We start from the raw sequence: 19,378 nt of genomic DNA, 5'->3' as shown, positions 1-19,378 counted from the left end.
ATCATCGATAGGCCCCTCGACCAACGCGAAATCAATTTTGTGTTCGAGCAATAATCCGGCAATAGCAAGCTTATTTTCACAGAAAATACTAAGTCCAATACATGGATTTGCGCGAGTAAAAGATCAGATATACATTGGTATGATATAGGTATCCATCGTCGTACTTGCGCCAATCCTCAAAATTCTAATTCCTAACCCGCGCAACGAACGTAATTCCTCCTCGGCGGCCCGTTCCATCGCGAACAGTGTCTTGGCATGCCGGAAAAGTGCGTCCCGCTCACGTGTTAGCCGGACGCCGCGTGGACCCCGGTCGAGCAGCCGACATCCCACCTGTAGCTCGAAGTCGCGCACACCTTTCGATGGCAGGTTGACTGACGTTCAGCTCATAGGCTGCCCGAGAGAATCTGCCCGTATGCGCGGCAGCGGAGAAAAAGCGCAGGAAATGGAGATTGAGAGCCATAACACAGTGCTATACACCTATAAGAGAATTATACTTGCGTCGTTCTGGCAAAATGAGGAAGGTTCCCGCTGTCTAAAAAACGAAAAAAAGAAAAAATGATGCATGACCGCCGACCGCCCGATCGGGTGTGGTGGGAGAGCTTGCAGGTTCAACAAAGCTGGATGAACGCCGAAGGCACCTGCCGTGGGCGTCCGTAGAGCAGCGTCTAGGGAGAGAACGCCATGCGCCTTGCCACCGACCCTCCGATCGGGATGGGGATCGAACTGACCGCCTCCGACCGGGTCGCCGCGGCGGCCACAACCGACATCGCCGGCCGTCTCGAACGGCTGCCGATGTCGGGCTACCAGCGGAAGATCTTCGCGATCATCGCCTCCGCATGGCTCGTCGACCAAGTCGACGTGGCGCTGCTGACCTTCCTGCTCGGTTCGATCGTCGTCGCCTTCGGGCTGACCCCCACCGAGGCCGGCCAGCTCGCCGCGATGACCTTCGCGGGCCAGCTCATCGGCAATGTGATCGCCGGAACCGCCTCCGACCGCTTCGGGCGCAAGACGGTGTTCCAGGTCACGATGCTGGTCTGGGGCTTCGCCAGCCTCGCTGCGGCGGCCGCTTGGAGCCTCACCGCCTTGATGGTCTGCCGCTTCCTGATCGGCGTCGGCGTCGGCGGCGAGGCGCCGGTGGCCCAAGCGATGGTCTCAGAGATCGTGCCCGCCAATGTGCGCGGCAAGTACATCGCCTTCATGGAGGGCTTCTGGGCCATCGGTTACGTGCTGTCGGGGGCGATCAGCTTCTTCGTGCTGCCCTATCTCGGCTGGCGCTGGGCGTTTGCCGTCGTCGGTCTACTCTCGATGGTTGTGCTCGTGGTTCGCCGCTCCATGCCGGAGTCACCGCGCTGGCTCGCGGACAATGGTCGCCATGCCGAGGCGGATGCGGTGATGTCCATGATGGAGCGCGAGGTCGAGCGCGCCACCGGCCGACCGCTGCCGCCTGTCGCCCCCACGTTGGCTGTTGTCGCTGCCGCTCCAGCGCCGCACCAGAACCCGATCCTCACGCTGTTCTCGCCGGAATACCGGTTGCGGACGGTGATGGCCTTCGGGATGTGGTTCTTCGCGCTGATCGGCTTCTTCGGCCTCAACTCGTGGATCGCGGTGCTGCTCAAGGAGCGCGGCTTCTCGATCGTCGGCTCGGTGGGCTTCGTGACCCTGATCACGGTCGGAGGCATCCCGGGCTTCTTCACAGCGGCACTGATGCTGGAGAAGGTCGGGCGCAAGGCCACGACGGCGGCGTTCCTGATCTGCGCGGCGGTGGCGGCCTACTTCTACGGCAACGCCGTCGACCAGACCTGGCTGTTCGTCACTGGCTTCGTGATGCAGTTCTTCATGTTCGGCATGTGGAGCTGTCTCTACGCCTACACGCCGGAACTGTACCCGACCCGCGCGCGGGCGACCGGGGCCGGCTTCGCCTCGGCCTTCGGGCGGATCGGCGCCATCCTCGGGCCGATGATCGTGCCGGTGTTGGTGCGGGACTACGGCCCGGCAACCGCCTTCCAAGTCGGCGCGGGCGGTTTTTTGATCGCCGCCGTCTTGGTCCTCACACTCGGCGTCGAAACCCGCGGCAAGGTGCTCGAAGCCGTCTCCCACTGAGGCTCGATTCATCCGGCGCGCCTGGACGTCGCGCGCCGGCCCCGCTTCCCTATCGTGGAGTCAAAAAATGCCCGTCGTGGACATGCGCAGCCGCCCGACCTTCCTGCACGCCTTCTTCGGGGCCGAGCCGCAGACGCCGTCCTACGGGGTGGTGCGTTGGCTGAACAAGCGGGTCGGCACCCACGCCCACGAGATCGACCACTTCAACCGCGGCATGAGCGTCGAGGGGTTCGAAGCCGAGATGGACAGCGCCGGGATCGACGTAGCGATCATGGTCGCCCGCTCGGTGCCGGGAGTTCGAATCTCCAATGATGCGCTGGCCGAGGTCGCCAGGCACGATCCCAAGCGTTTGATCGGCATCGCCTCGGTCGATCCGATCGAACTCGGCCGCGACGCGGCTTTGGCCGAGGCTAGGCGCGCGGTGACGGAGCTCGGGTTCAAAGCGATCAATCTCGATGCCGGCTTCTACGCGGATGGCATGCGCGCCGACGACGAACGTCTGCTGCCGCTCTACGAGCTGTGCCAGGAGCTGAAGGTCCCGGCCTTCGTAATGTCGGGCCCGACCACGCCAGACCTGCGCCTCAACGATCCGCTCGCCGTCGACCGCGTCGCCAGGACGTTCCCGAAGCTGCCGTTGGTCTGCTGCCACGGATTCTATCCGAACGTCGCCAACATGGTCACAGTCGCGTTCCGTAATGAGAACGTCTATGTCTCGCCGGACATGTACACGTTTGCGGCGGGCGGGAAGCTCTACATCGAGGCGGCCAACGGCCCGATGAAGGACCAATTCCTGTTTGGCTCGTCCTTCCCGTTCCGACCGATGCGGCAGGGCGTGGAAGATTTCCGCACGCTCGGCCTGTCGGAGGCGGCGCTCGATGCAGCACTCTGGCGCAACGCCGACCGGATCCTCGGGCTCGGGCTCGGCGGGTGAGTCGGAGATGATGCTCCGATCGCCAATCCAACACCGCAGACATAATCGTTCCCGGTTGGCCTGCAGCGCTCCGAGATGACGGGTTGGAGCGGAGGTAGTCTGGCGGTTTATGCGGTGCCGTGAACAAAAACGTGGGAGGGCCAAGACAATGCTGAGACGCGATGTCCTGTTCGGCCCGGGCGCCTCAGCCCTTGCCGGCCGCTCCGCCCTGGCCGACGAGGTCACTCTCCCCTTCGGTCGCTCGCGACCGCACTTGCTCGTTTGCGGCGCATGCCGCCCCGACGACCTACGCGCTGCCGGAGCCGATGGCCGCAGCTCAAGCCACTCACGGGCCACGAGGCCGGGCTTGAGGCGGCGCAGGCCAATTGCCTGGGCTGTCACTCGGTCGACGACATCGCGACGCAGCCGTTCGGGCAGGGCAAAGCGTTCTCGGATTCCGAGGTGACCAAGATGATCAACGTCTATCGCGCGCCGATCGAAGAGGCCGATGCCAAGGCGATCGGTTCTTATTTCACGGACGCATACTGAGGACGCGCCTCAGCGCATCGCCACTATCTGCGTAATGTAGGCAGCCACCTGCGCGGCTACTACCTGCATGTCGTAGGCATAGACCCGGCCGCCTAGGCTGAGCAGGGCGAGGCTCCAGAACACCGCGCCGCCGACCCGGCGGGCGGCCCGGTCTACGGCATCGCGCGTGCAGACGCTGATCACGCCCTCGGGGACGGGCTCGCCGAATGGGTCGAACGTCGCCGTGGGGCGTATGCTGGAGCCAGTGTTCATGAATGGCAAAGTCGCGCTTGACCGCCGTCGGTTCAATGGATGCGTCTTTCGACGTTTCGTCCACCCGGAGTGGTTTCTTCCCAACTCGGCCAAAGCGACGACCGTTTCCTTCAAAGCGAGGCAAGAACCCGTCCCGTGAGCAATGACGCGTCCCCGAATGTACCCGCCGTCCCGCCCCCTGTGGCCAGCGACAAGCCGGGCTTCTTGGCGAACTGGCATAACCTGTTGCCTGGTATCGCTCTGTGCTTCGCCATAACCCTGGTTTCGGTGGCGGCCCAAGCCCTGGAGGAGCGCGTGCTGGAGCACCCCTATGTCGAGGCCCTGGTACTGGCGATCCTTCTGGGCATCGCCGTGCGCACGGTCTGGTCGCCGGATGTGCGCTACCGGACCGGCATCGCGTTCTCCGCCAAGCAGCTCCTTGAGGTGGCGGTCGTGCTGCTCGGGGCCTCGTTGAGCCTCGGGGCGATCCTCGCCTCCGGGCCGGCTCTGCTGGCCGGCATCGTTGGCACCGTGGCGATCGGCATCGTAGCGGGTTTTTTCATCTGCCGGGCACTCGATCTGCCGGTGCGGATGGCGATCCTGGTGGCCTGCGGCAACGCGATCTGTGGCAACTCGGCCATCGCCGCGGTGGCGCCGGTGATCGGGGCGCAGCCCAAGGACATCGCCGCCTCGATCGCCTTCACCGCGGTGCTCGGCGTGTTGATGGTGCTCGGCCTGCCGTTGTTCGTGCCGCTCGCCGGCATGAGCGACAACCAGTACGGCGTGCTCGCCGGGCTGACCGTCTACGCGGTGCCGCAGGTGCTGGCCGCCACCGTCCCGGTGAGCCTGCTCTCGACCCAGGTCGGCACCCTGGTGAAGCTCGTGCGCGTGCTGATGCTCGGCCCCGTCGTCCTGTTCTTCTCCCTCGTCGCCGCCCGCCTGCCCGCCGAGCCGGGGGCCGTATCTGGAAAGGGCGGGCGCGTCGGGTTCACCAAGCTGGTTCCGTGGTTCATCCTCGGCTTCCTGGCGCTCGCCACTTGCCGCTCGATCGGTGTGATCCCGGACGCGGCGGTGAAGCCGCTCGCCCACCTCGCCGGCTTCCTTACCGTGCTCTCGATGGCGGCCTTGGGTCTCGGCGTGGACGTGCGCGTGCTCGCCCGCGTCGGCGGCAGAGTGACGCTGGCGGTGACAGGCTCGCTGGTGGTGCTGGTGGGGACCAGCCTGTTGCTCATCCACGTGCTCGGGATATCCTGAGTTCGCTCGTCGATGCCAACAAACGACGTGAACACCATCGAAGTATTTGGACAATATTTGCCCCGTTGGTGGGTAGCGATATGTCCGAATCTGGCGTCGGAAGTCCAAATGTGAATTTGCCGCCTTCAGCCAAAATAAGTCTCCTGGACCGGATAATATTGTATATCCGGAAGCCAGCATTCCAATGGTCCGCTTCGGGTCAAATCTGGCCCACGAAAGCGCCTATCTCTAGCCCGTCCGCGAGGTGGGGGCCGGACTCTTCTGTCGCGAACGGTCGTCGCTCGCGTCCGCGCCCGGCCACACGGTGGTCTCGATGACCTGAGCTGTCTCGGAGCGGCCGGTATTCCTCTCAATGGCCTCTATCTACCCGGCCCTGCGCGGAAGCTCAGGCGCGAGGCCTCCGCGTTCAGGCAGACCGTTCTCGATCCTGATATTCTCCTGAGCTGAATGGACGCATGCGGGCGCGGCCAGTCGGGCGATGGGGACGCCCCGCCGGTGAGCGCAAAGTCTTAAATCTGTCTGCGTACTCACTGCGCTACATTTGCGCAGGGCCCGCATCATGCAACAGCGCCGCGAAAAACTTCGTGTCCAGGCTACCGTTGAAGGCCGAGCAAGCTTGCCCGGCCGCGAGGCGGACGTACGCTGCATCGTCCTAAACTTCTCACCCATTGGGGCGTGCCTGGCGTTCTCGGCCGGGACAACCGTTCCACGCGTCTTTGACCTCGCGATCGGGGCGGAGCCCGCCGCCTCCACGGTGCGTGTCGTCTGGCGACGGGAGGATGTGGTGGGCGTGGCCTTTCTGGCTCCCCGAGCCCGTGTGCCGGACGTCATTCCGGGTTAGGGTTTGGACTCGATCAACATCAGGGACGAGCGCGAACGTAACGGCTGAGGTACGCTATTGGGCGCGATTGCTTTAGCTGCCGGACATGGGGGTTCGACCAACTGACGCGAGCACCGGTGGATTAAGAATGTGCCCGTTGGCAGAAACGGCCTGGAATTAAAATTAGATCTGCAACAATAAACACTATTTAATTATTTTCCGCACATTTCACATGGCTGCGGCTTGTGGTGCCTGTACTCGCCCGACCTCAAAGGAGTCGAGCTGATATGTCAGAGGTCAAGGCTAAGTGCATTCAATGCGGCGCATCCATGCAGGAAGGTCAGCTTAGCATCAAACAGCAAACTTTCCCAATAGAATGGGTTGAAGTCATTCCTGGCCTGAATGATGCGCAGGGGACGGTCGTCGTCGGCTGCGGAACCGCCGCTCAGGAGTCAAAAATCAAACGAAAACAACTTGAGAATAGTCGGAGGAGGATTTCAGCGTGGCGCTGCGTTCAATGCGGAAAGCTGGATTTTTATACCTTATAAGATGTAAATACGGCCGATTCCCGGCAGAATTGCACCGCCTTTTTGATCTGACCAATTGATTTAAGACACATCCTGCCCTGTGGGCCCGTTCAGCACCAGAACGCGATGATGGCTGCGAGCGCGATGGCTGAGGCGTAGTTGCGAGCCAGCTTATCGTAGCGAGTGGCGAGTCGGCGGAAGTCTTTGAGGCGACAGAAGGTGGCCCCGATCCGCCAGCGCTCCCGATAGCGGAGCCTGTCATGGCGGATCCGGCGCTTGCGGCCGCGCTTGCGCGGGATAACCGGCGTGATGCCGCTCTTGGGTAGGTCAGCGCGCAGCCAGTCGGCGTCGTAGCCCTTGTCAGCGGCCAGACGCTGGAGATCCGGCCAGGCGCTTCGGCCAACACCGCCGGGGCGGTCGTCACGTCGCTGTCGTTGCCGGGCGTCAGCAGGAGGACGCCAGGCCGGCCGAGCACATCGGTGAGCGCGTGGATCTTGGTCGTCTGGCCGCCGCGCGACGGGGCGATGGCCTGTGCTTTCGCCCCCCTTTGCTGCCATGGGCAGAGCGGTGGGCTTGGACGTAGCTGCTGTCGATGGCGGCCGCCTCACCCGACCATCCCGCTTTGGCCAGCGCGGCGAGCATCGCTTTCCAGAAGCCACGTCGCGACCACCTGTTGAAGCGGTTGTAGACCGTGGTGCGGGGTCCACGCGCCGACGGGCAGTCGCGCCAGCGGCACCCGGAGATGAGCACGTGCAGGATGCCGGAGATGATCTGCCGGTCCTCCTTCCGCTCAGGTCCGGGCTGGTTCTTGGGCATGAATGGCTCAATCTCCGCCCACTGCCCGTCCGAGAGCCAGAACAGGTCCGCCATCGCAGCCTCTGTGTTGCAAGCGGCGGCCCTGAACCACAAAATGATTGCACCTGCAAGAGCTTGGTTCGGTTCAGGCTCTAGAATCATGCGGTTCTGATGTTGGTCGCGCCCGCGGGGAGGCCAGTGGTGCTGGAGCATGCTTGAAGGGCGGCGAGCACGGCTCACTCACCCCCGATGTGAGCGGATCGGCAATCGGAACGTATGAATGGGTCGTCCACGATCCTGCTGAGCCTCATTCCCGAGCGGCATCCGATGAAGTCGACCCGACGGACGGCCGCCGGGTCCCGGATGGCCACCTAAGACACGGCATCGATCGCCCGACAGGGGCAAACTAGCAAACGCGCCTAAGATGAGGATGAGAAAACGTCGCCAATCTCACGGCACTGCTGCGCACAGCCGCCGTTCGACCAGTCCTGGATCTCTCGGACGCCATCCAACGGACCTTCGAAGTCTTCGGTCCAACCAAATGCTGCGACTCAATCACAGCGGCCGGAGACGACGCTTATGACCAAACTTGATTGGCAATAGATCTTGCGGCTCACGACGAGGTCATGCGATGATGAAATATATTGGCACTATATTGTTTGATTTGCCAGTTCCTCAAGTGTGCGAATCGCCTTGAGTCGTGTGTCATCGTCGGGAAGCGAGCGAAACGCTCGGATCAACCGATGGAGTAGGATTGCATGATGATAGGCCGTCGCACTGTCCTGCTCAGAAGTCAGATCCCCAGTGAAGGCGGCGATATGAACGCCTAGGGCTGCCGAGATACTCTGTAGGAGACGGTCGTGCTGTTCGTGATTTGCCAAGGTCGCGGCTCCGCTGCGTGTCCGGTCAATGCAGCCTGCAAACAACTTAGACGATGAGGCCGAGCCGAAAACCCTCGGCCACCGACTGGGCTCGGTTGCGGGTCCGAAGTTTCGCGCGCACGCAGCGGAGGTTCGAATCGACCCCGTGTTCCGAAATCCCCATGATCTCTCCGATTTCCCAGTCGGTCTTGCCCTCTGCAGCCCACTGGAGCGTCTCGCGTTCGCGCGGCGACAGCTTCGCCGATTTCTCTATGGGCTGACCTCGCAGGAGTAAGGCGTGACCGAAGGCGTAGCTTGCTACCAGCGTGAGCATGCCACGATGCTCCGGGGCGAGCTCCAGCCGAGAACCCGCGAAGCTCATCCCGCCGATCTCGCCCTCGACGGTCGTCAAGGGCACCGTGTAGCCGTCGCGTAGATCGAAGTCGGCCGCCTCATTCATGATCTGGATGGCGGTCGCCGACGTCGGTGGCGGCAGAGCGGGATCGCTCCATGCAAACCCTGTCTGTCGTTGCAGGGTCTGCGCGACGATCGGATCATGCGCAGCGTATCGCCGATGCAGATATCTCTGGCGCCACTCGTCGGGCACGCTTTCCATGACTAGGAACTGGCGGTTGAAGCCATTCAGCGCGAGCGATGTGGGAAGCAGACCCGCGATGATCGCATCGATCCCGAAGCCCGCAAGCTGTCGCTGTACCGTGGCCACAACCTCCGGCACGCTGCCCGCTCGGTCGAGCTCCTTCAGCAGCTTGAGCGTGTGATCGAGCGGCTTCCTGCTCACGACGGCTCCTGTCCTCCGCTCCTGGTAACCCGGATCGGCGGCCTCGCCTACGAAATAGAGCACCTCTCATCCGACACTGGCGGGCACGCGCAGCAAGCGTGCCGACACCACGCGTTCGCGTGGTGTCGCGCGCCCCGTTGCGCGCGCACACCAAGCAAGGAGGTGTTTCATGATTCAAGTCATCACCGCGGCCGACATCGATCGGAACAAAGAGCTGATGGAGCAAGCATGGCGGTTGCGTCACAAAATCTTCGTCGAGGAAATGGGTTGGTCGGCCATCGCTAGAGACGACAGGCGCGAGATCGACGAGTTCGATGACGAATATGCCGTCCATCTTCTCGCCGTCGAAGACGATGAAGTTGTCGGTTATTCGCGGCTCCTTCCGACATCGCGTCCTTACGTCCTGTCCAAGCATCTGCCGCAGCTTTGTGAGGCCGCTCCGCCGTCCTCGCCGCACATCGTCGAGTGGAGCCGGATCGGGGTCGCCGACAGCATGCGCACCTCGGGCCGTCGGCTCAATCCGACCGCCCTGGCGCTCCTCACGGCGATCGTAGAGTGGGGGCTGCCGCGAGGTCTGAGAGGCTTCGTCTCTGAGATGCCGACGAGTTGGCTCCTGCGGCTCCTGCAGCTGCATATCCACGCTTTGCCGCTCGGGCTCCCGCAAACGATCGACGACGTCGAGATCGTTGCGGTCAATGCCGGCTTCGATGGCCGCAGCCTCAAGCAATTGCAAAAGATGCGCGGCAGCACGGAATCGGTTCTGACTCCGGAAAGCCGCGTGGCCGCTCGACTGGCGAGCTGAAGAAAGCACCATGGTCATGAGCAGCAAGCTGGCCAACGACAGCGAACCCGACGAGATGGCTAGCCGCATGGAGCGAGCGGTGCAGCAAGCACTCGATCTCCGTCAAACCGTGGCTGAACTATTCGATCCGCAGCTACGCGAGCTCGTGGACGTGGTGCTGATCGAACTCGGGCGGCGCATCGCCACGCTGAGTCGGTAACCCTGTCGCACCATCGGCTCGGGCTGATGGTGTGCGGCAAGTGTCGAGCGGCGGACCCACCCGCCGCCCGGCACCCGCGCCTTGTCATGCGGTCCTTGCAGGACCCGGCGACGGAACGCTCTCGGTCCGCGAGTCGCCTCTGCATCTGTGCGTCACCACTACATCGCGCGCCAATCCACAACCGGTGATCAGCCCTCGGAAGGTGGAGCGCAGCGGACAGAGCACGACGGACAGCCGAAAGGCCCCGGCGCCTCAAAGCGGCGAGGCGTGCCGTCACCCCGCCGAATGCATCCCCGTTAACAGCCAACGCGAGGAAATCTCCAATGCCCAGAACCACCGTCCGATATCTGGAAGCCCACGAGTTCGTCGCGCTCGCGGCCAGGACCATGTCCGCCTACGTGGCCCACAACCACGTCGCGGCTTACGACCTGCCAAAGCTGCTTACGGCCATCCACAGGGCCTTCTGCGACTTGGATCGGTCATCCGATGGGTCCGCGATCCCTGCGTCCGGCATCGAGCGGCCTAGCCCCGGGCAGATCACCCAGTCGGTGACGAAGGGCGCGCTGATTAGTTTTATCGATGGGCGCCCCTACAGGATGCTGAAGCGCCACCTCACCGCGCATGGTCTCACGCCTGAGCAGTACCGCACCCGCTACGGCCTGCCGGCCGATTATCCGATGACCGCACCGAGCTACGCCGCTCAGCGTTCGGCGATTGCCAAGCGGATCGGGCTCGGCGTGCCCGGGGCGCAGGCGACGCGGCACGCCGCGGAGTAGGCTGTGCAGTCGGTTCTGCGCCGATCAAGCGATGCAGATTCGCGTTCGACCACGACGGCCAGCCGGTACCGACGAAGTCGCAGTCGTGGCTTCGGACATCAGCGTCGAAGGCTCAGGCATAGGCGAGAAGATGCGCGTCCCTGGTTGAACTGGTGCGCCCGCGGCCGTCTCGGTGAGAACGCGCGACGCTGTATCGAGGCGATCGGCGTAGACCGCCTCCGGCGCCACCGCGATGCCGCCTGGCAGCGCTTCGGCGAGATCGGGCGCCGCAAGCCCCGGAGCGGAGGGTGTGGCGGACGTAGGGTTTACTGCGTCAGCTCGTTGCCGGTGTAGTCGATCTTGCCGTCGGCGCCCTTCTTCCACGCGTACATGACGTAGTCCGGCCGCGTGATGTCGCCCTTCTTGTCGTAGGCGATCGGCCCGACCACGGTGTCGATGCTCTTGCCCTGGTGCAGCCAGTCGGCGAGCGTCTTGCCGTCGCTGGAGCCGGTCTCGGCCATCGCCTTGGCGAGCACCTGCACCGCCGCGTACGAGTACAGCGTGTACGCCTCCGGATCGATGCCCTTGGCCTTGAACGCGGCCACCGCCGCCTTGGCGTTCGGGTTCTTGCGGGCATCCGGCGAGAAGGTCATCAGTGTGCCCTCGGCACCCGGACCGGCGATCTGCACGAATTCCTTGTCGGTGATGCCGTCGCCGCTCATCATCGGCGCCTTCAGCCCCTGGTCACGCATCTGGCGCAGGATCAGCCCGGCCTCGGTGTGCAGGCCGCCGTAGTACACCACGTCGACCTCGGCCGATTTCAGCTTGGAAACGAGCGCCGAGTAGTCTTTCTCGCCCGGATTGACGCCCTCGTACATCACGTCCTTGCCGCCCTTGGCCTTGAGCGCCTTCAGGGTCTCGTCGGCCAAGCCCTTGCCATAGGGGGTCTTGTCGTGGACGAAGGCGATCTTCTTGCCTTTGAGGTGCACGGCGAGATACGCGCCGGCCACCGCGCCCTGCTGGTCGTCGCGGCCACAGGTGCGGAACGTGTTCCACATCCCGCGCTCGGTGAACTTCACGTTCGTGGAGGCGGGCGTGACCTGGATGATGCCGGCGTCGAGATAGACGTCGGAGGCCGGGATCGACACGCCGGAGTTGAAATGGCCGACGACCATCTTCACGCCGGCGCTCGCAAATTTGTTGGCCACCGAGACGCCCTGCTTCGGATCCGAGGCATCGTCGCCGATGATCACCTCAAGTTTCTGACCCTTGATCCCGCCAGCCTTGTTGATGTCCTCGACCGCCTGGCTCGCGCCGTTCTTGATCTGCGCCCCGAAGGCCGCGTTCGGCCCGGTCATCGAACCCACGATGCCGATTTTGACCTGCGCCTGCGCGGCGCTGGCCATCAGCAGGCCCAGGAGGAGTGCGGTGGATATCGATGCTCGCATGGCGTCCTCTCAAACCGTCGCCCAGGGGCAATCGGTCTGCCCTGACGCAAGATTGCGGCCGGCGTGCCTGACGATCAGGTCGACGCTCTGGGGAGCATAGCTCAGGGGCTCGACATCGCGTGGCCTGCGTCGGCGGCCACGCCCAAGGCCGGCGGCTTCCAGGACGATCGCTCCAGCGGGCAACCCTGCAGCGTGATCAGTCCGAGGCCCGGGTCGCGCTGAGCGCGGTGGGCCCACCTCGAACGGCCATCAAACTACGCGGATCAACGAGCGGCGAAGAGCGCGCACGTGGCGGGCGATCGATCAAGTCCTAGGTTCGAGGCTATCTTTGTCGTCACCCAGTGCAATTCGCTTATCGGCTTGAATTTTCGCGATCATCTTGGCGATGTGTGATCGCAGTTTATATTTATTTATGTCAATCGAAATATCCGCTTTCTGCGGCAAATCCTCGAGCATCGCAAGCATAATAATTCCCCTAAATTGGCTGTTTTCAACTCAATACATCACCGGAGTGGGTGCGAGATGCGGAGCAGTTGGATACCTACAGAGACCTAATACGCCATACATTTTACATTTTCACAAGTCAGAATACATACACAGGTAAATCGTTGGGATATATTTGTTTCGCGAAAGGGCGGAGTTAGGGTCGGTCAAACTACGTAGGCGACCGCGGCCGCTCCTCTCCGAGTTCGTGCGTCAGGGAATTTGTCGATGTCCGCGCGCTACTTCTTCGATCTCGTGAGCGGCGAGGAGGTGATCCGCGACGGCGAGGGTGCCGAAGCCGGGAACCTCGACCAAGCGCTCGCCGAGGCGCGCAGCGTCATCGCCGAGATGGCGGACGCGGTGATCGAAGTCGATCCAGACCAGCCGTGGACGCTGATCGTACGGGATGAAGCAGGATCAGTCTTGGGTCGACTGCCGATCAAAGGGGAGATGGATCGCGGGCCCGACGGCCAACAAGACCCGACTTCGCCGCACGGAAGGCGCGCGCGAGGCTGAGCAGGATGCGGCCGGAACAGGTGGTGGTCTCCGCCGTCGAACTGCTAGTGGTTAGAAACTGAGACTTGGTACCCACCGCCAAGGGTGGCTTTCGCCCGTTCTCAACCACTCAGCGCTCACGATGCAGCAGCTCTTCCCCCACACCTCCGGAAGCCTGTTCCGGGGCAAGCGCGTGGTATGACGGCATAAGATCATCGGCCATGCTCAAGGAGGCTCAATATGAACGATCAAGAAGTTCGAGCGGCTCTGGATCGTCATTGGGCCGCATCCGACGCGAACGATTTCGATCAGGAGCACGAAATCTACCGTGAGGAGGCGGTCCTTGAGTACCCGCAATCAGGCGAGCGCATCCGCGGGCGACAACGCATCCAGTCGTCTCGCGCAGCGCAACCGAACCGGAAGCGCTTTACGGTGCGGCGGATCATCGGTGCAGGCGGTCTCTGGGTCACCGAATATGTTTTGATGTATGACGGACGACCCTCTTACGCTGTGAGCATTATGGAATTTCTTGAGGGGAAGGTGATCCGGGAAACCCAGTATTTTGGCGACGCGTTCGAGCCGGGGTCTTCCCGCGCGCAATGGGTCGAGCAGATGGTCTGAGACCGGGTCGCCATGAAGGAGGCCAACGAGGCAGGCTCGACACGCGCGCCTTCCCTGTTTCATCTGCGGTGTGGCTCGACCCGAACGGCCGCTATCTATCTGTAGCGGGTCCTGCAAGCGGGTACCAAGCGTCAGGTTCTGACCACTAGCTCCGCCCGAGGCAGGTTCTCCCGCGTTGGGCGCCGTTTCGCATCTCGCCGGGCTCGAGCCCGATCGGGCGGCCGAAGGGACGCCGCGCCGTCGACCGCCCGGCGGACGCTTTCCCAGGATCGCAGCCGGCACGACGCGCTGGCCCGCATCGCCGAGGATCGAACGCCTTATTTCGTGATCCGCACCGAGACCGGATCGCTTCCGGGAAAGCTGTCCTCCAGCGCATCGTCGAGCCGCTCGCGCATCCGATCCTGATGATTCTCCGGAAGATGTCGATCGTTCGGTGCAACCGCGGAGCCAGCTGCGACCACCGCCAAGCGCCGTCGGTCCGCCGCCGATCGGAAGGCTTCGAAGACGAGCAAGCCGAACCCGGCTGCGATCAGCAGCGCTGGAACGGGATTGGTCCGCACATCGGCGACGAGGCGTTCGACGACCTCGCCAGCCTCCTGCCCGGAGCGTCGTAGGTCGGCGAGATTACGGGGCATGCCCGGGGCGTTCAGACGCATCTGCAGGTCGCCCAACGTGCGGTCCAACCGCCCGCGGCTCGCCTCGACATCCTGCTCCAGTGCATCCGGTGAGTTGCTCATGCGTCCCTGCGCTCCGTCAAAATCTGCGCGTCTTGTCTGATCTGCCGTTCTGTCCGCCTTGGCTCCAGACCGGAGAGCGCCGCTTTGCTGCGCCCAAACAGCCCCAGACCGAGCGCGAGCAGGAGGAAGACGCCTCCGACGATCAGCGCCGCAAGGGCATCCGACTGTACGAGAACCGCGATACCCTTCACCAACGCCAGAAGCAGCGTGAACAGGCCAGCGATCGCAAACACCGCCGCCGCGACGAGGAGGCTCAGACCAAGGGAGATGCGACGTACGCCGTGCGCCATCTCGGTGCGGAACAGCGTGATCTCGCTGCCGACGAGATCCCGCAATTCGCGAACCGCATCGCCCACGAGCGTGGGGATGCTTCGTGTTCCGGGCTCAGCCATCTCGCCCTCCTACAGAGTCGACTGCGGGAGCGTGTCGACCGGAACCAAGGCATGCGAGCGTGGGACCGGCCGGACAGCGTGCAGGTTCAGGAGCCGGAAGAGCGCGAAGCCGGCTAGCGCGGCGGCTGCGGTCGCCAGAGCGGGGCGGCGCCGGGCCGCCGCGTGGACCTCGTCGTACATCTCGCTGAACGAGCGCCGGGAGATATCCTCGGCCAACTCATCGACGCCGAGGGCGGCCTGATCGAAGAACTCTCTCAGCTGCGGCAGGCCGTCGAAGCTGGCGCCTGTGACTCGGATGGCATCGCCGACATCCGAGACCATCCGCGCCGCGTCAGCCTTGCGCTTGTCCACATAGCCCTGGGCCTGATCGCGCAGTGCGTCGGCAAAGCCGCGCGCCTCACCAAAACCTGGATCGGTTGCGCTTGGCCGGTGATCTTGAGCACCGTTCGGCATCGGGCTGTTCCTCCGGGGCAGTCTGGACCGGAGGGAACCATGAGGGCTCGATACAGTTCCGCTGCGCTGTCGATAGTCACCAAGTCCGCCGTCGAGACCAATGGGGCTGACCGCGCGTTATCAATGCGATGACGCCCTGCACACACGGGTATCGGATTTCTGAGGAAGAGCTATGGACGAGGATCGGGTCACCGGTGCCGCGAAGGAAGTCGGCGGCAAGATCAAAGGTGCTGCCGGCGAACTAAGCGGAGACCGACAGATGCAGGCCGAGGGCAAAGCGACCGAGTTGAAGGGTTCGGCTCAGAGCCGGTACAGGCAGGCCAAAGACACACTCGGGGACGCGGCGAGCCAGGCAAAGGAATTTGCCAGCGACACTCTCGATCGGGCTCGTGAGCGCTATCCCGACGCAGAGCGCGCCTACCGCCAGGGAAACGAGGCACTCAGCCAGTATGCCAAGGAGTCACCGTTGGTACTGGCCGTCATGGCGGGAGCGATCGGCTACCTGCTCGCTCTGGCGATTCACGGGCGCCGGTAGAGATCCTCGGCCGCATTTGCGCGAGGCCGGACGAGCCGTGAGGGTGGCGGCCTGGGCTCGCACATTAGCAGTGGACGCGATCCTCGTCTCCGTTGCAAGAAACGAGGCCGTTGAGCGGACGGCCTATCAGCCCTCGCGCTTCTTGATGATGACCTTCTTGCTACCGTGATGGTGCATGAAGCCGTGGTGATGGCCGCCCTTCTTGATAATGATGGTCTTGGCCGAGGCTGGCGTGGCCGAAACGGCAGCGGCGAGTGCCACGGCCGGGATCAGAGCGGTCAGCGTCTTGAGCATCATCGATCTCCAGTTTCGACCGGACCTCAAACGTCGCTGCCGCCAAGCTCGCTGCCGCGGCGGTCTACCGAAACCGCCGTCCATCCAAACATGCTTATTTCTAGCCTACCGCTGACGTGATTCTGCGGCGCTGAGGTGGGCCATGCGGACGTTGGCGCGCTCAGCGACGGCCGCCATCGGCGCCCGGCTTCATCGCCCGCTCGACGGCCTCCAGGGCGCTCTCATACGCCTTCGCCTCGCTGCGATGCGGACGGTCAGATCGCTCGATCAGCTTGCCGCTTCGACGAATCGCCCATTGGAAATGGCCTTCCGGCTTGGGAAGCGGCGAGACCTCGATGGCATAGGGGTACGGGACTTTGTCGGTCATCGACACGCTATGCCAGGCCGATTTCGATGACGCCACTGCCGAGTTCGATCCCGCGGCGCGGTCCGACTACAGGCTGGGGAAGGTGTGACTCCATTTCGACCACTCCGTTAAAGCCACGCTTACCCTGGTTGCAGTGCCGCGAAACCTGGATCGAGTCATGTGCGTACCGTGCCGATGGTCAACGAACGCGCCAAGCCGGTCGAGCCGCTGTCTCTGCGCACGGACGGACTTGCTGACATATCGCGATCCGAGTTTGTCGCAGCGTGGAAAGCCCTGGTCGGGGAGCCGCCTGCCACGATGCTCGCAAATCGATCCGAGATGATCCGGATCCTGGTGGACAGCACCCCTATCGCGGGGCCGCCAGAGATGAACGGTTCAGGCCGCGACGATCGGGGCGCGTAGCGCCTCGCGGTGGGGAACCGGGCGAGCCGTTATGATGTGGCCGCCCAGCCCGTACAGAGGGGGCGCCAGGCCGCGCCCCGTCTGTTGCCAAACATTTCTGATTGGGTAATCTGCTACGCAGTGCCTGCGTAGTTTCTCCCCGCTCGCTTTGGAGAATGCTCTTGCTGGTCAACCACGAACACCGCCTCCTCACGAAGGCCGCCCGCTCGACGAACGGGCGCATCTCCGTCAAGCGCGCGCTGGATCGGGCTTGGCCGAGCGACCACGGTCACCTCTGTAGCCTCGAAAGCCGAGGCGATTTCGTATGGCTCGGTGAGCAGGCCGGGCCGCATATCGGCGGCACCTTCGCGACGTGGCAAATCACGGACGCCGGTCTCGTCCGCCTACAGCGCTTGCCTGTGTAGCGGCTGATCCGGTACCGCCTCAGCCCCGCCGCCCGATCTGAGCACGGGACCGGCGGGGCAGCCATCCTACTTGTGCTTGCCCTGGGTCGCGTCGGCGTCCGCTCCGGGCGGCGGGAGACTGTTCTTCACGAGGTACTTCACCCCGTGATCGAACGAGGCGTCGTTGTCGCCGCGGATATCGACGCTGTAGGCCCGCTCGGGCGTCCCGGCCTTCAAGTCCTTCACATAGACGTTGATGTTCAGGATCAGGTTCGAGACCTTCTGGATCTCGCCCGTGATCGCCACATCCGCTCCGAGCCTGCGGGCGAAATCGTCCGCGCAGCCGCCGCATTTGCGCAACTCTGCACCCTTGGCAACGTCCGCTTTCACAGGGGCCGTCGAGACGATCTCGTAGCGACCCGTCTCCTTGAGCTGAGCGCGAAGCAGATCGCTCAAAGGGCCGAGTCGGGCCACATCGGCCTCGGTCGGCCCTTGGGCTCCGAGATTGGCGAGCTGGAAGTCGAAGACGGCGGCTTTTGGCGGCTCGGCGTGAGCGACCGTGGCAGCGAACAGCATCGCAACGGTGGCAGACAGCCCGCTTGTGCGGAGCTTCATGGGTGGGCCCTCGGTGATCTGACGTCGATCAGAGAACGCACGAGCGGGCGATCCGTCGCGCTGTGATATTTGCCGCGGATGGTTCGACGCCCATCGGGGCAGCGCTTCGACCCCCTCAGGCTCCTATCGGCCGCGCTGACCCCCCCCGCCCGATGGCGGGCCGTCACAGCATAGACGAGGGCGTCGATCGCGGAGACGGCGACCAGGGTGGCAAACAGAGCCACGTCTGGGAATAACGGTCCGAGAAGGTCCGACGTTGGCGGTGGCGCTAAGCGTATCGATGCCGCAAGCCGCCCCTGTCGGCCGCCTCCGGTCTTGTAGGCGGTCCTCGCCACCTCTTGCATGATGCGACCCAGCGCTCGGCTAGCCACTGGTCGATCGCGGCGTCCTGTTCGGGCGAGCGCCCCGCCGCTGCAGCTTCAGCTAAGAGTGCGAGCAGCCCGGCGACGATGACGGACGGCACGCGGCCCAGTGCAGCCGACGCAGGAGCTTAGCGATGGGACCGAGGACGAAGCTGAGGAGCACCGCCAGCACCAGGGAGACGAAGTCTGATCCTCCCCCGGCTCTACGGACACCTCTGATACGCTCCTTGTGGGCTGGGAAGGTGTTTGATGGCGAAGACGAGACGGGAGTTCACGCCCGAGTTCAAACGCGAGGCGGTGGCCCTGCTGGAAAGCAGCGGGCGACCACAGATGCAGATCGCGGCCGAACTTGGGATCCAACCCTCCATGCTGAGGCAGTGGCGCACGGCGCTGATGGGAGGCTCTTCACCACCACCACGGGCAGCAGCATCGCCAAGAGCCGCGGCTGCGAGCCCGGTGGCTTCCCCCTCCGACCAAGCCGCCGAGATCGCTCGTCTGCGGCGTGAACTCGATCGGACGCGCATGGAGCGCGACGTCCTAAAAAAAGCGATCGGCATCTTTGCGGAGATGCCCAAGTGACGTTCGCTTTCATCGAGCAGCATGCGAGCACCTGGCCGGTGCGTCTCATGTGCCGCGTGCTCGAAGTCTCTCACAGCGGCTACTACGACTGGCGATCCCGTCCCGAGAGTGCCCGGTCGGCGTCCAACCGTCGCCTTCTCGACGACGTCCGGCGTATTCATGCCGGGCATCACAGGCGCTACGGCTCGCCTCGGGTGCATGCCACCCTCTGTGCGGAGGGACGAACGGCCAGTCGCGGGCGAGTGGAGCGCCTGATGCGCCGTCATGGCATCCGAGCCCTGGCAGGGCGCCGATTCCGGCCCTGCACGACCGACAGCCGCCACGATCTGCCGATCGCCCCCAATCTCCTGAAGCAAAAGTTCTCGGCGGCGTTGCCCAACACGGTCTGGCTCGCCGACATCACGTACCTACCCACCGGCGAGGGCTGGCTCTACCTGGCCGCCGTGCTCGATCTCGCCACTCGCAAGATCGTCGGCTGGTCCATGCGTGATCACATGCGGACCGAGTTGACGTCGGCCGCCCTGATGATGGCCACCCAACGGCAGCGCCCGGCCGCTGGGCTCATCTGTCATTCCGATCGCGGCAGCCAGTACGCCGCCGAGGCCTATCGA

At 63.8% G+C, this 19,378-nt stretch carries 23 protein-coding genes and 2 pseudogenes; 14 read left to right on the top strand and 11 right to left on the bottom strand.

Annotated elements, in window-relative coordinates; translation table 11 throughout:
* Positions 1 to 277: 277 nt before the first annotated feature.
* Positions 278 to 460, bottom strand: coding sequence for a LysR family transcriptional regulator (locus Q8W67_RS26800; protein ID WP_370693848.1), 183 nt, complete (start codon positions 458 to 460; stop codon positions 278 to 280).
* 221 nt (positions 461 to 681) lie between these two features.
* Here Q8W67_RS26800 and Q8W67_RS09450 point away from each other — a divergent pair, with 221 nt between their 5' ends.
* From Q8W67_RS09450 to Q8W67_RS09440, 3 genes are all read left to right on the top strand, one after another.
* Complete coding sequence (locus Q8W67_RS09450) at positions 682 to 2,100, top strand: MFS transporter (RefSeq protein ID WP_305544253.1); 1,419 nt, start codon at positions 682 to 684, stop codon at positions 2,098 to 2,100.
* Between the two features lie 67 nt (positions 2,101 to 2,167).
* Complete coding sequence (locus Q8W67_RS09445) at positions 2,168 to 3,031, top strand: amidohydrolase family protein (protein WP_305544250.1); 864 nt, start codon at positions 2,168 to 2,170, stop codon at positions 3,029 to 3,031.
* Between the two features lie 270 nt (positions 3,032 to 3,301).
* A complete protein-coding gene (locus Q8W67_RS09440; protein ID WP_370693847.1) occupies positions 3,302 to 3,559 on the top strand; it encodes a hypothetical protein in 258 nt (85 codons plus the stop codon).
* A 9-nt stretch (positions 3,560 to 3,568) separates the two neighbouring features.
* On the opposite strand, the gene Q8W67_RS09435 is transcribed toward Q8W67_RS09440, so the two are convergent.
* Entirely contained in the window at positions 3,569 to 3,811 is a 243-nt protein-coding gene (locus Q8W67_RS09435) for a hypothetical protein (protein WP_305544247.1), read from the bottom strand.
* A gap of 180 nt (positions 3,812 to 3,991) precedes the next feature.
* Between Q8W67_RS09435 and Q8W67_RS09430 the strand changes: the two genes are divergently transcribed.
* The 3 genes from Q8W67_RS09430 (at position 3,992) to Q8W67_RS09425 (ending at position 6,412) form a co-directional block, all read left to right on the top strand.
* Positions 3,992 to 5,044: a YeiH family protein gene (locus Q8W67_RS09430; RefSeq protein ID WP_305544679.1), complete on the top strand. Its 1,053-nt coding sequence runs from the start codon at positions 3,992 to 3,994 to the stop codon at positions 5,042 to 5,044.
* Positions 5,045 to 5,603: 559 nt separating this feature from the next.
* On the top strand, positions 5,604 to 5,885 hold the full coding sequence (locus Q8W67_RS26795) for a PilZ domain-containing protein (RefSeq protein ID WP_370693846.1): 282 nt from the start codon (positions 5,604 to 5,606) through the stop codon (positions 5,883 to 5,885).
* A gap of 266 nt (positions 5,886 to 6,151) precedes the next feature.
* Positions 6,152 to 6,412: a hypothetical protein gene (locus Q8W67_RS09425; RefSeq protein ID WP_305544235.1), complete on the top strand. Its 261-nt coding sequence runs from the start codon at positions 6,152 to 6,154 to the stop codon at positions 6,410 to 6,412.
* Positions 6,413 to 6,501: 89 nt separating this feature from the next.
* On the opposite strand, the pseudogene Q8W67_RS09420 reads toward Q8W67_RS09425, so the two are convergent.
* Positions 6,502 to 7,261: pseudogene (locus Q8W67_RS09420) on the bottom strand (IS5 family transposase).
* An 852-nt stretch (positions 7,262 to 8,113) separates the two neighbouring features.
* Positions 8,114 to 8,908 carry a LuxR family transcriptional regulator gene (locus Q8W67_RS09415; RefSeq protein WP_305544232.1) on the bottom strand — a complete coding sequence of 265 codons (795 nt, stop codon included), beginning with the start codon at positions 8,906 to 8,908 and terminating at the stop codon, positions 8,114 to 8,116.
* A gap of 106 nt (positions 8,909 to 9,014) precedes the next feature.
* Here Q8W67_RS09415 and Q8W67_RS09410 point away from each other — a divergent pair, with 106 nt between their 5' ends.
* From Q8W67_RS09410 to Q8W67_RS09400, 3 genes are all read left to right on the top strand, one after another.
* A complete protein-coding gene (locus Q8W67_RS09410) occupies positions 9,015 to 9,647 on the top strand; it encodes an acyl-homoserine-lactone synthase (protein WP_305544230.1) in 633 nt (210 codons plus the stop codon).
* Positions 9,648 to 9,657: 10 nt separating this feature from the next.
* Positions 9,658 to 9,846: a hypothetical protein gene (locus tag Q8W67_RS09405; RefSeq protein ID WP_305544227.1), complete on the top strand. Its 189-nt coding sequence runs from the start codon at positions 9,658 to 9,660 to the stop codon at positions 9,844 to 9,846.
* A gap of 323 nt (positions 9,847 to 10,169) precedes the next feature.
* Positions 10,170 to 10,622 carry a MucR family transcriptional regulator gene (locus tag Q8W67_RS09400; protein ID WP_305544224.1) on the top strand — a complete coding sequence of 151 codons (453 nt, stop codon included), beginning with the start codon at positions 10,170 to 10,172 and terminating at the stop codon, positions 10,620 to 10,622.
* A gap of 305 nt (positions 10,623 to 10,927) precedes the next feature.
* On the opposite strand, the gene Q8W67_RS09395 is transcribed toward Q8W67_RS09400, so the two are convergent.
* Complete coding sequence (locus Q8W67_RS09395; RefSeq protein ID WP_305544221.1) at positions 10,928 to 12,049, bottom strand: branched-chain amino acid ABC transporter substrate-binding protein; 1,122 nt, start codon at positions 12,047 to 12,049, stop codon at positions 10,928 to 10,930.
* 711 nt (positions 12,050 to 12,760) lie between these two features.
* On the opposite strand from Q8W67_RS09395, the gene Q8W67_RS09390 reads away from it, so the two are divergent.
* Positions 12,761 to 13,048, top strand: a complete 288-nt coding sequence (locus tag Q8W67_RS09390; RefSeq protein ID WP_305544218.1) for a hypothetical protein — start codon at positions 12,761 to 12,763, stop codon at positions 13,046 to 13,048.
* 219 nt (positions 13,049 to 13,267) lie between these two features.
* Positions 13,268 to 13,648, top strand: coding sequence for a nuclear transport factor 2 family protein (locus tag Q8W67_RS09385; protein WP_305544214.1), 381 nt, complete (start codon positions 13,268 to 13,270; stop codon positions 13,646 to 13,648).
* A gap of 317 nt (positions 13,649 to 13,965) precedes the next feature.
* Here the strand turns inward: Q8W67_RS09385 and Q8W67_RS09380 are convergent, their stop codons facing one another.
* The 3 genes from Q8W67_RS09380 to Q8W67_RS09370 all read right to left on the bottom strand — a co-directional run bounded on the left by Q8W67_RS09380 (position 13,966) and on the right by Q8W67_RS09370 (position 15,230).
* Positions 13,966 to 14,319 carry a hypothetical protein gene (locus Q8W67_RS09380; RefSeq protein ID WP_305544714.1) on the bottom strand — a complete coding sequence of 118 codons (354 nt, stop codon included), beginning with the start codon at positions 14,317 to 14,319 and terminating at the stop codon, positions 13,966 to 13,968.
* Positions 14,320 to 14,381: 62 nt separating this feature from the next.
* Positions 14,382 to 14,777, bottom strand: coding sequence for a phage holin family protein (locus Q8W67_RS09375; RefSeq protein WP_305544211.1), 396 nt, complete (start codon positions 14,775 to 14,777; stop codon positions 14,382 to 14,384).
* 9 nt (positions 14,778 to 14,786) lie between these two features.
* On the bottom strand, positions 14,787 to 15,230 hold the full coding sequence (locus Q8W67_RS09370; protein WP_305544208.1) for a hypothetical protein: 444 nt from the start codon (positions 15,228 to 15,230) through the stop codon (positions 14,787 to 14,789).
* A gap of 172 nt (positions 15,231 to 15,402) precedes the next feature.
* Here Q8W67_RS09370 and Q8W67_RS09365 point away from each other — a divergent pair, with 172 nt between their 5' ends.
* Positions 15,403 to 15,765, top strand: coding sequence for a CsbD family protein (locus tag Q8W67_RS09365; RefSeq protein ID WP_305544206.1), 363 nt, complete (start codon positions 15,403 to 15,405; stop codon positions 15,763 to 15,765).
* A 126-nt stretch (positions 15,766 to 15,891) separates the two neighbouring features.
* Here Q8W67_RS09365 and Q8W67_RS09360 read toward each other — a convergent pair whose 3' ends face one another.
* Entirely contained in the window at positions 15,892 to 16,062 is a 171-nt protein-coding gene (locus Q8W67_RS09360; protein ID WP_305544203.1) for a hypothetical protein, read from the bottom strand.
* 157 nt (positions 16,063 to 16,219) lie between these two features.
* On the bottom strand, positions 16,220 to 16,426 hold the full coding sequence (locus tag Q8W67_RS09355; RefSeq protein WP_305544201.1) for a hypothetical protein: 207 nt from the start codon (positions 16,424 to 16,426) through the stop codon (positions 16,220 to 16,222).
* A gap of 563 nt (positions 16,427 to 16,989) precedes the next feature.
* Between Q8W67_RS09355 and Q8W67_RS09350 the strand changes: the two genes are divergently transcribed.
* Positions 16,990 to 17,232 (top strand): hypothetical protein, encoded by a 243-nt coding sequence (locus Q8W67_RS09350; protein ID WP_305544198.1) that lies wholly within the window; start codon positions 16,990 to 16,992, stop codon positions 17,230 to 17,232.
* Between the two features lie 66 nt (positions 17,233 to 17,298).
* On the opposite strand, the gene Q8W67_RS09345 is transcribed toward Q8W67_RS09350, so the two are convergent.
* A complete protein-coding gene (locus Q8W67_RS09345) occupies positions 17,299 to 17,826 on the bottom strand; it encodes a DUF3280 domain-containing protein (RefSeq protein WP_305544195.1) in 528 nt (175 codons plus the stop codon).
* 611 nt (positions 17,827 to 18,437) lie between these two features.
* Here Q8W67_RS09345 and Q8W67_RS09340 point away from each other — a divergent pair.
* A pseudogene (locus tag Q8W67_RS09340) lies at positions 18,438 to 19,378 on the top strand (IS3 family transposase); the annotation flags it as partial.

The sequence above is a fragment of the Methylobacterium sp. NEAU K genome (assembly GCF_030700285.1).
Lineage (GTDB): Bacteria > Pseudomonadota > Alphaproteobacteria > Rhizobiales > Beijerinckiaceae > Methylobacterium.
Note: the sequence above shows the minus strand (reverse complement) of the source record. Positions and strands in the feature narration are given on the sequence as shown.

Coding starts and splice junctions, on each gene's coding strand:
- Q8W67_RS09365 (WP_305544206.1), top strand. CDS start 15,403: ATGGACGAGGATCGGGTCACCGGTGCCGCGAAGGAAGTCGGCGGCAAG.
- Q8W67_RS09355 (WP_305544201.1), bottom strand. CDS start 16,426: ATGACCGACAAAGTCCCGTACCCCTATGCCATCGAGGTCTCGCCGCTT.
- Q8W67_RS26800 (WP_370693848.1), bottom strand. CDS start 460: ATGGCTCTCAATCTCCATTTCCTGCGCTTTTTCTCCGCTGCCGCGCAT.
- Q8W67_RS09375 (WP_305544211.1), bottom strand. CDS start 14,777: ATGGCTGAGCCCGGAACACGAAGCATCCCCACGCTCGTGGGCGATGCG.
- Q8W67_RS09445 (WP_305544250.1), top strand. CDS start 2,168: ATGCCCGTCGTGGACATGCGCAGCCGCCCGACCTTCCTGCACGCCTTC.
- Q8W67_RS09390 (WP_305544218.1), top strand. CDS start 12,761: ATGTCCGCGCGCTACTTCTTCGATCTCGTGAGCGGCGAGGAGGTGATC.
- Q8W67_RS09425 (WP_305544235.1), top strand. CDS start 6,152: ATGTCAGAGGTCAAGGCTAAGTGCATTCAATGCGGCGCATCCATGCAG.
- Q8W67_RS09410 (WP_305544230.1), top strand. CDS start 9,015: ATGATTCAAGTCATCACCGCGGCCGACATCGATCGGAACAAAGAGCTG.
- Q8W67_RS09370 (WP_305544208.1), bottom strand. CDS start 15,230: ATGCCGAACGGTGCTCAAGATCACCGGCCAAGCGCAACCGATCCAGGT.
- Q8W67_RS09345 (WP_305544195.1), bottom strand. CDS start 17,826: ATGAAGCTCCGCACAAGCGGGCTGTCTGCCACCGTTGCGATGCTGTTC.
- Q8W67_RS26795 (WP_370693846.1), top strand. CDS start 5,604: ATGCAACAGCGCCGCGAAAAACTTCGTGTCCAGGCTACCGTTGAAGGC.
- Q8W67_RS09450 (WP_305544253.1), top strand. CDS start 682: ATGCGCCTTGCCACCGACCCTCCGATCGGGATGGGGATCGAACTGACC.
- Q8W67_RS09405 (WP_305544227.1), top strand. CDS start 9,658: ATGGTCATGAGCAGCAAGCTGGCCAACGACAGCGAACCCGACGAGATG.
- Q8W67_RS09440 (WP_370693847.1), top strand. CDS start 3,302: ATGCCGCCCCGACGACCTACGCGCTGCCGGAGCCGATGGCCGCAGCTC.
- Q8W67_RS09400 (WP_305544224.1), top strand. CDS start 10,170: ATGCCCAGAACCACCGTCCGATATCTGGAAGCCCACGAGTTCGTCGCG.
- Q8W67_RS09395 (WP_305544221.1), bottom strand. CDS start 12,049: ATGCGAGCATCGATATCCACCGCACTCCTCCTGGGCCTGCTGATGGCC.
- Q8W67_RS09360 (WP_305544203.1), bottom strand. CDS start 16,062: ATGATGCTCAAGACGCTGACCGCTCTGATCCCGGCCGTGGCACTCGCC.
- Q8W67_RS09385 (WP_305544214.1), top strand. CDS start 13,268: ATGAACGATCAAGAAGTTCGAGCGGCTCTGGATCGTCATTGGGCCGCA.
- Q8W67_RS09435 (WP_305544247.1), bottom strand. CDS start 3,811: ATGAACACTGGCTCCAGCATACGCCCCACGGCGACGTTCGACCCATTC.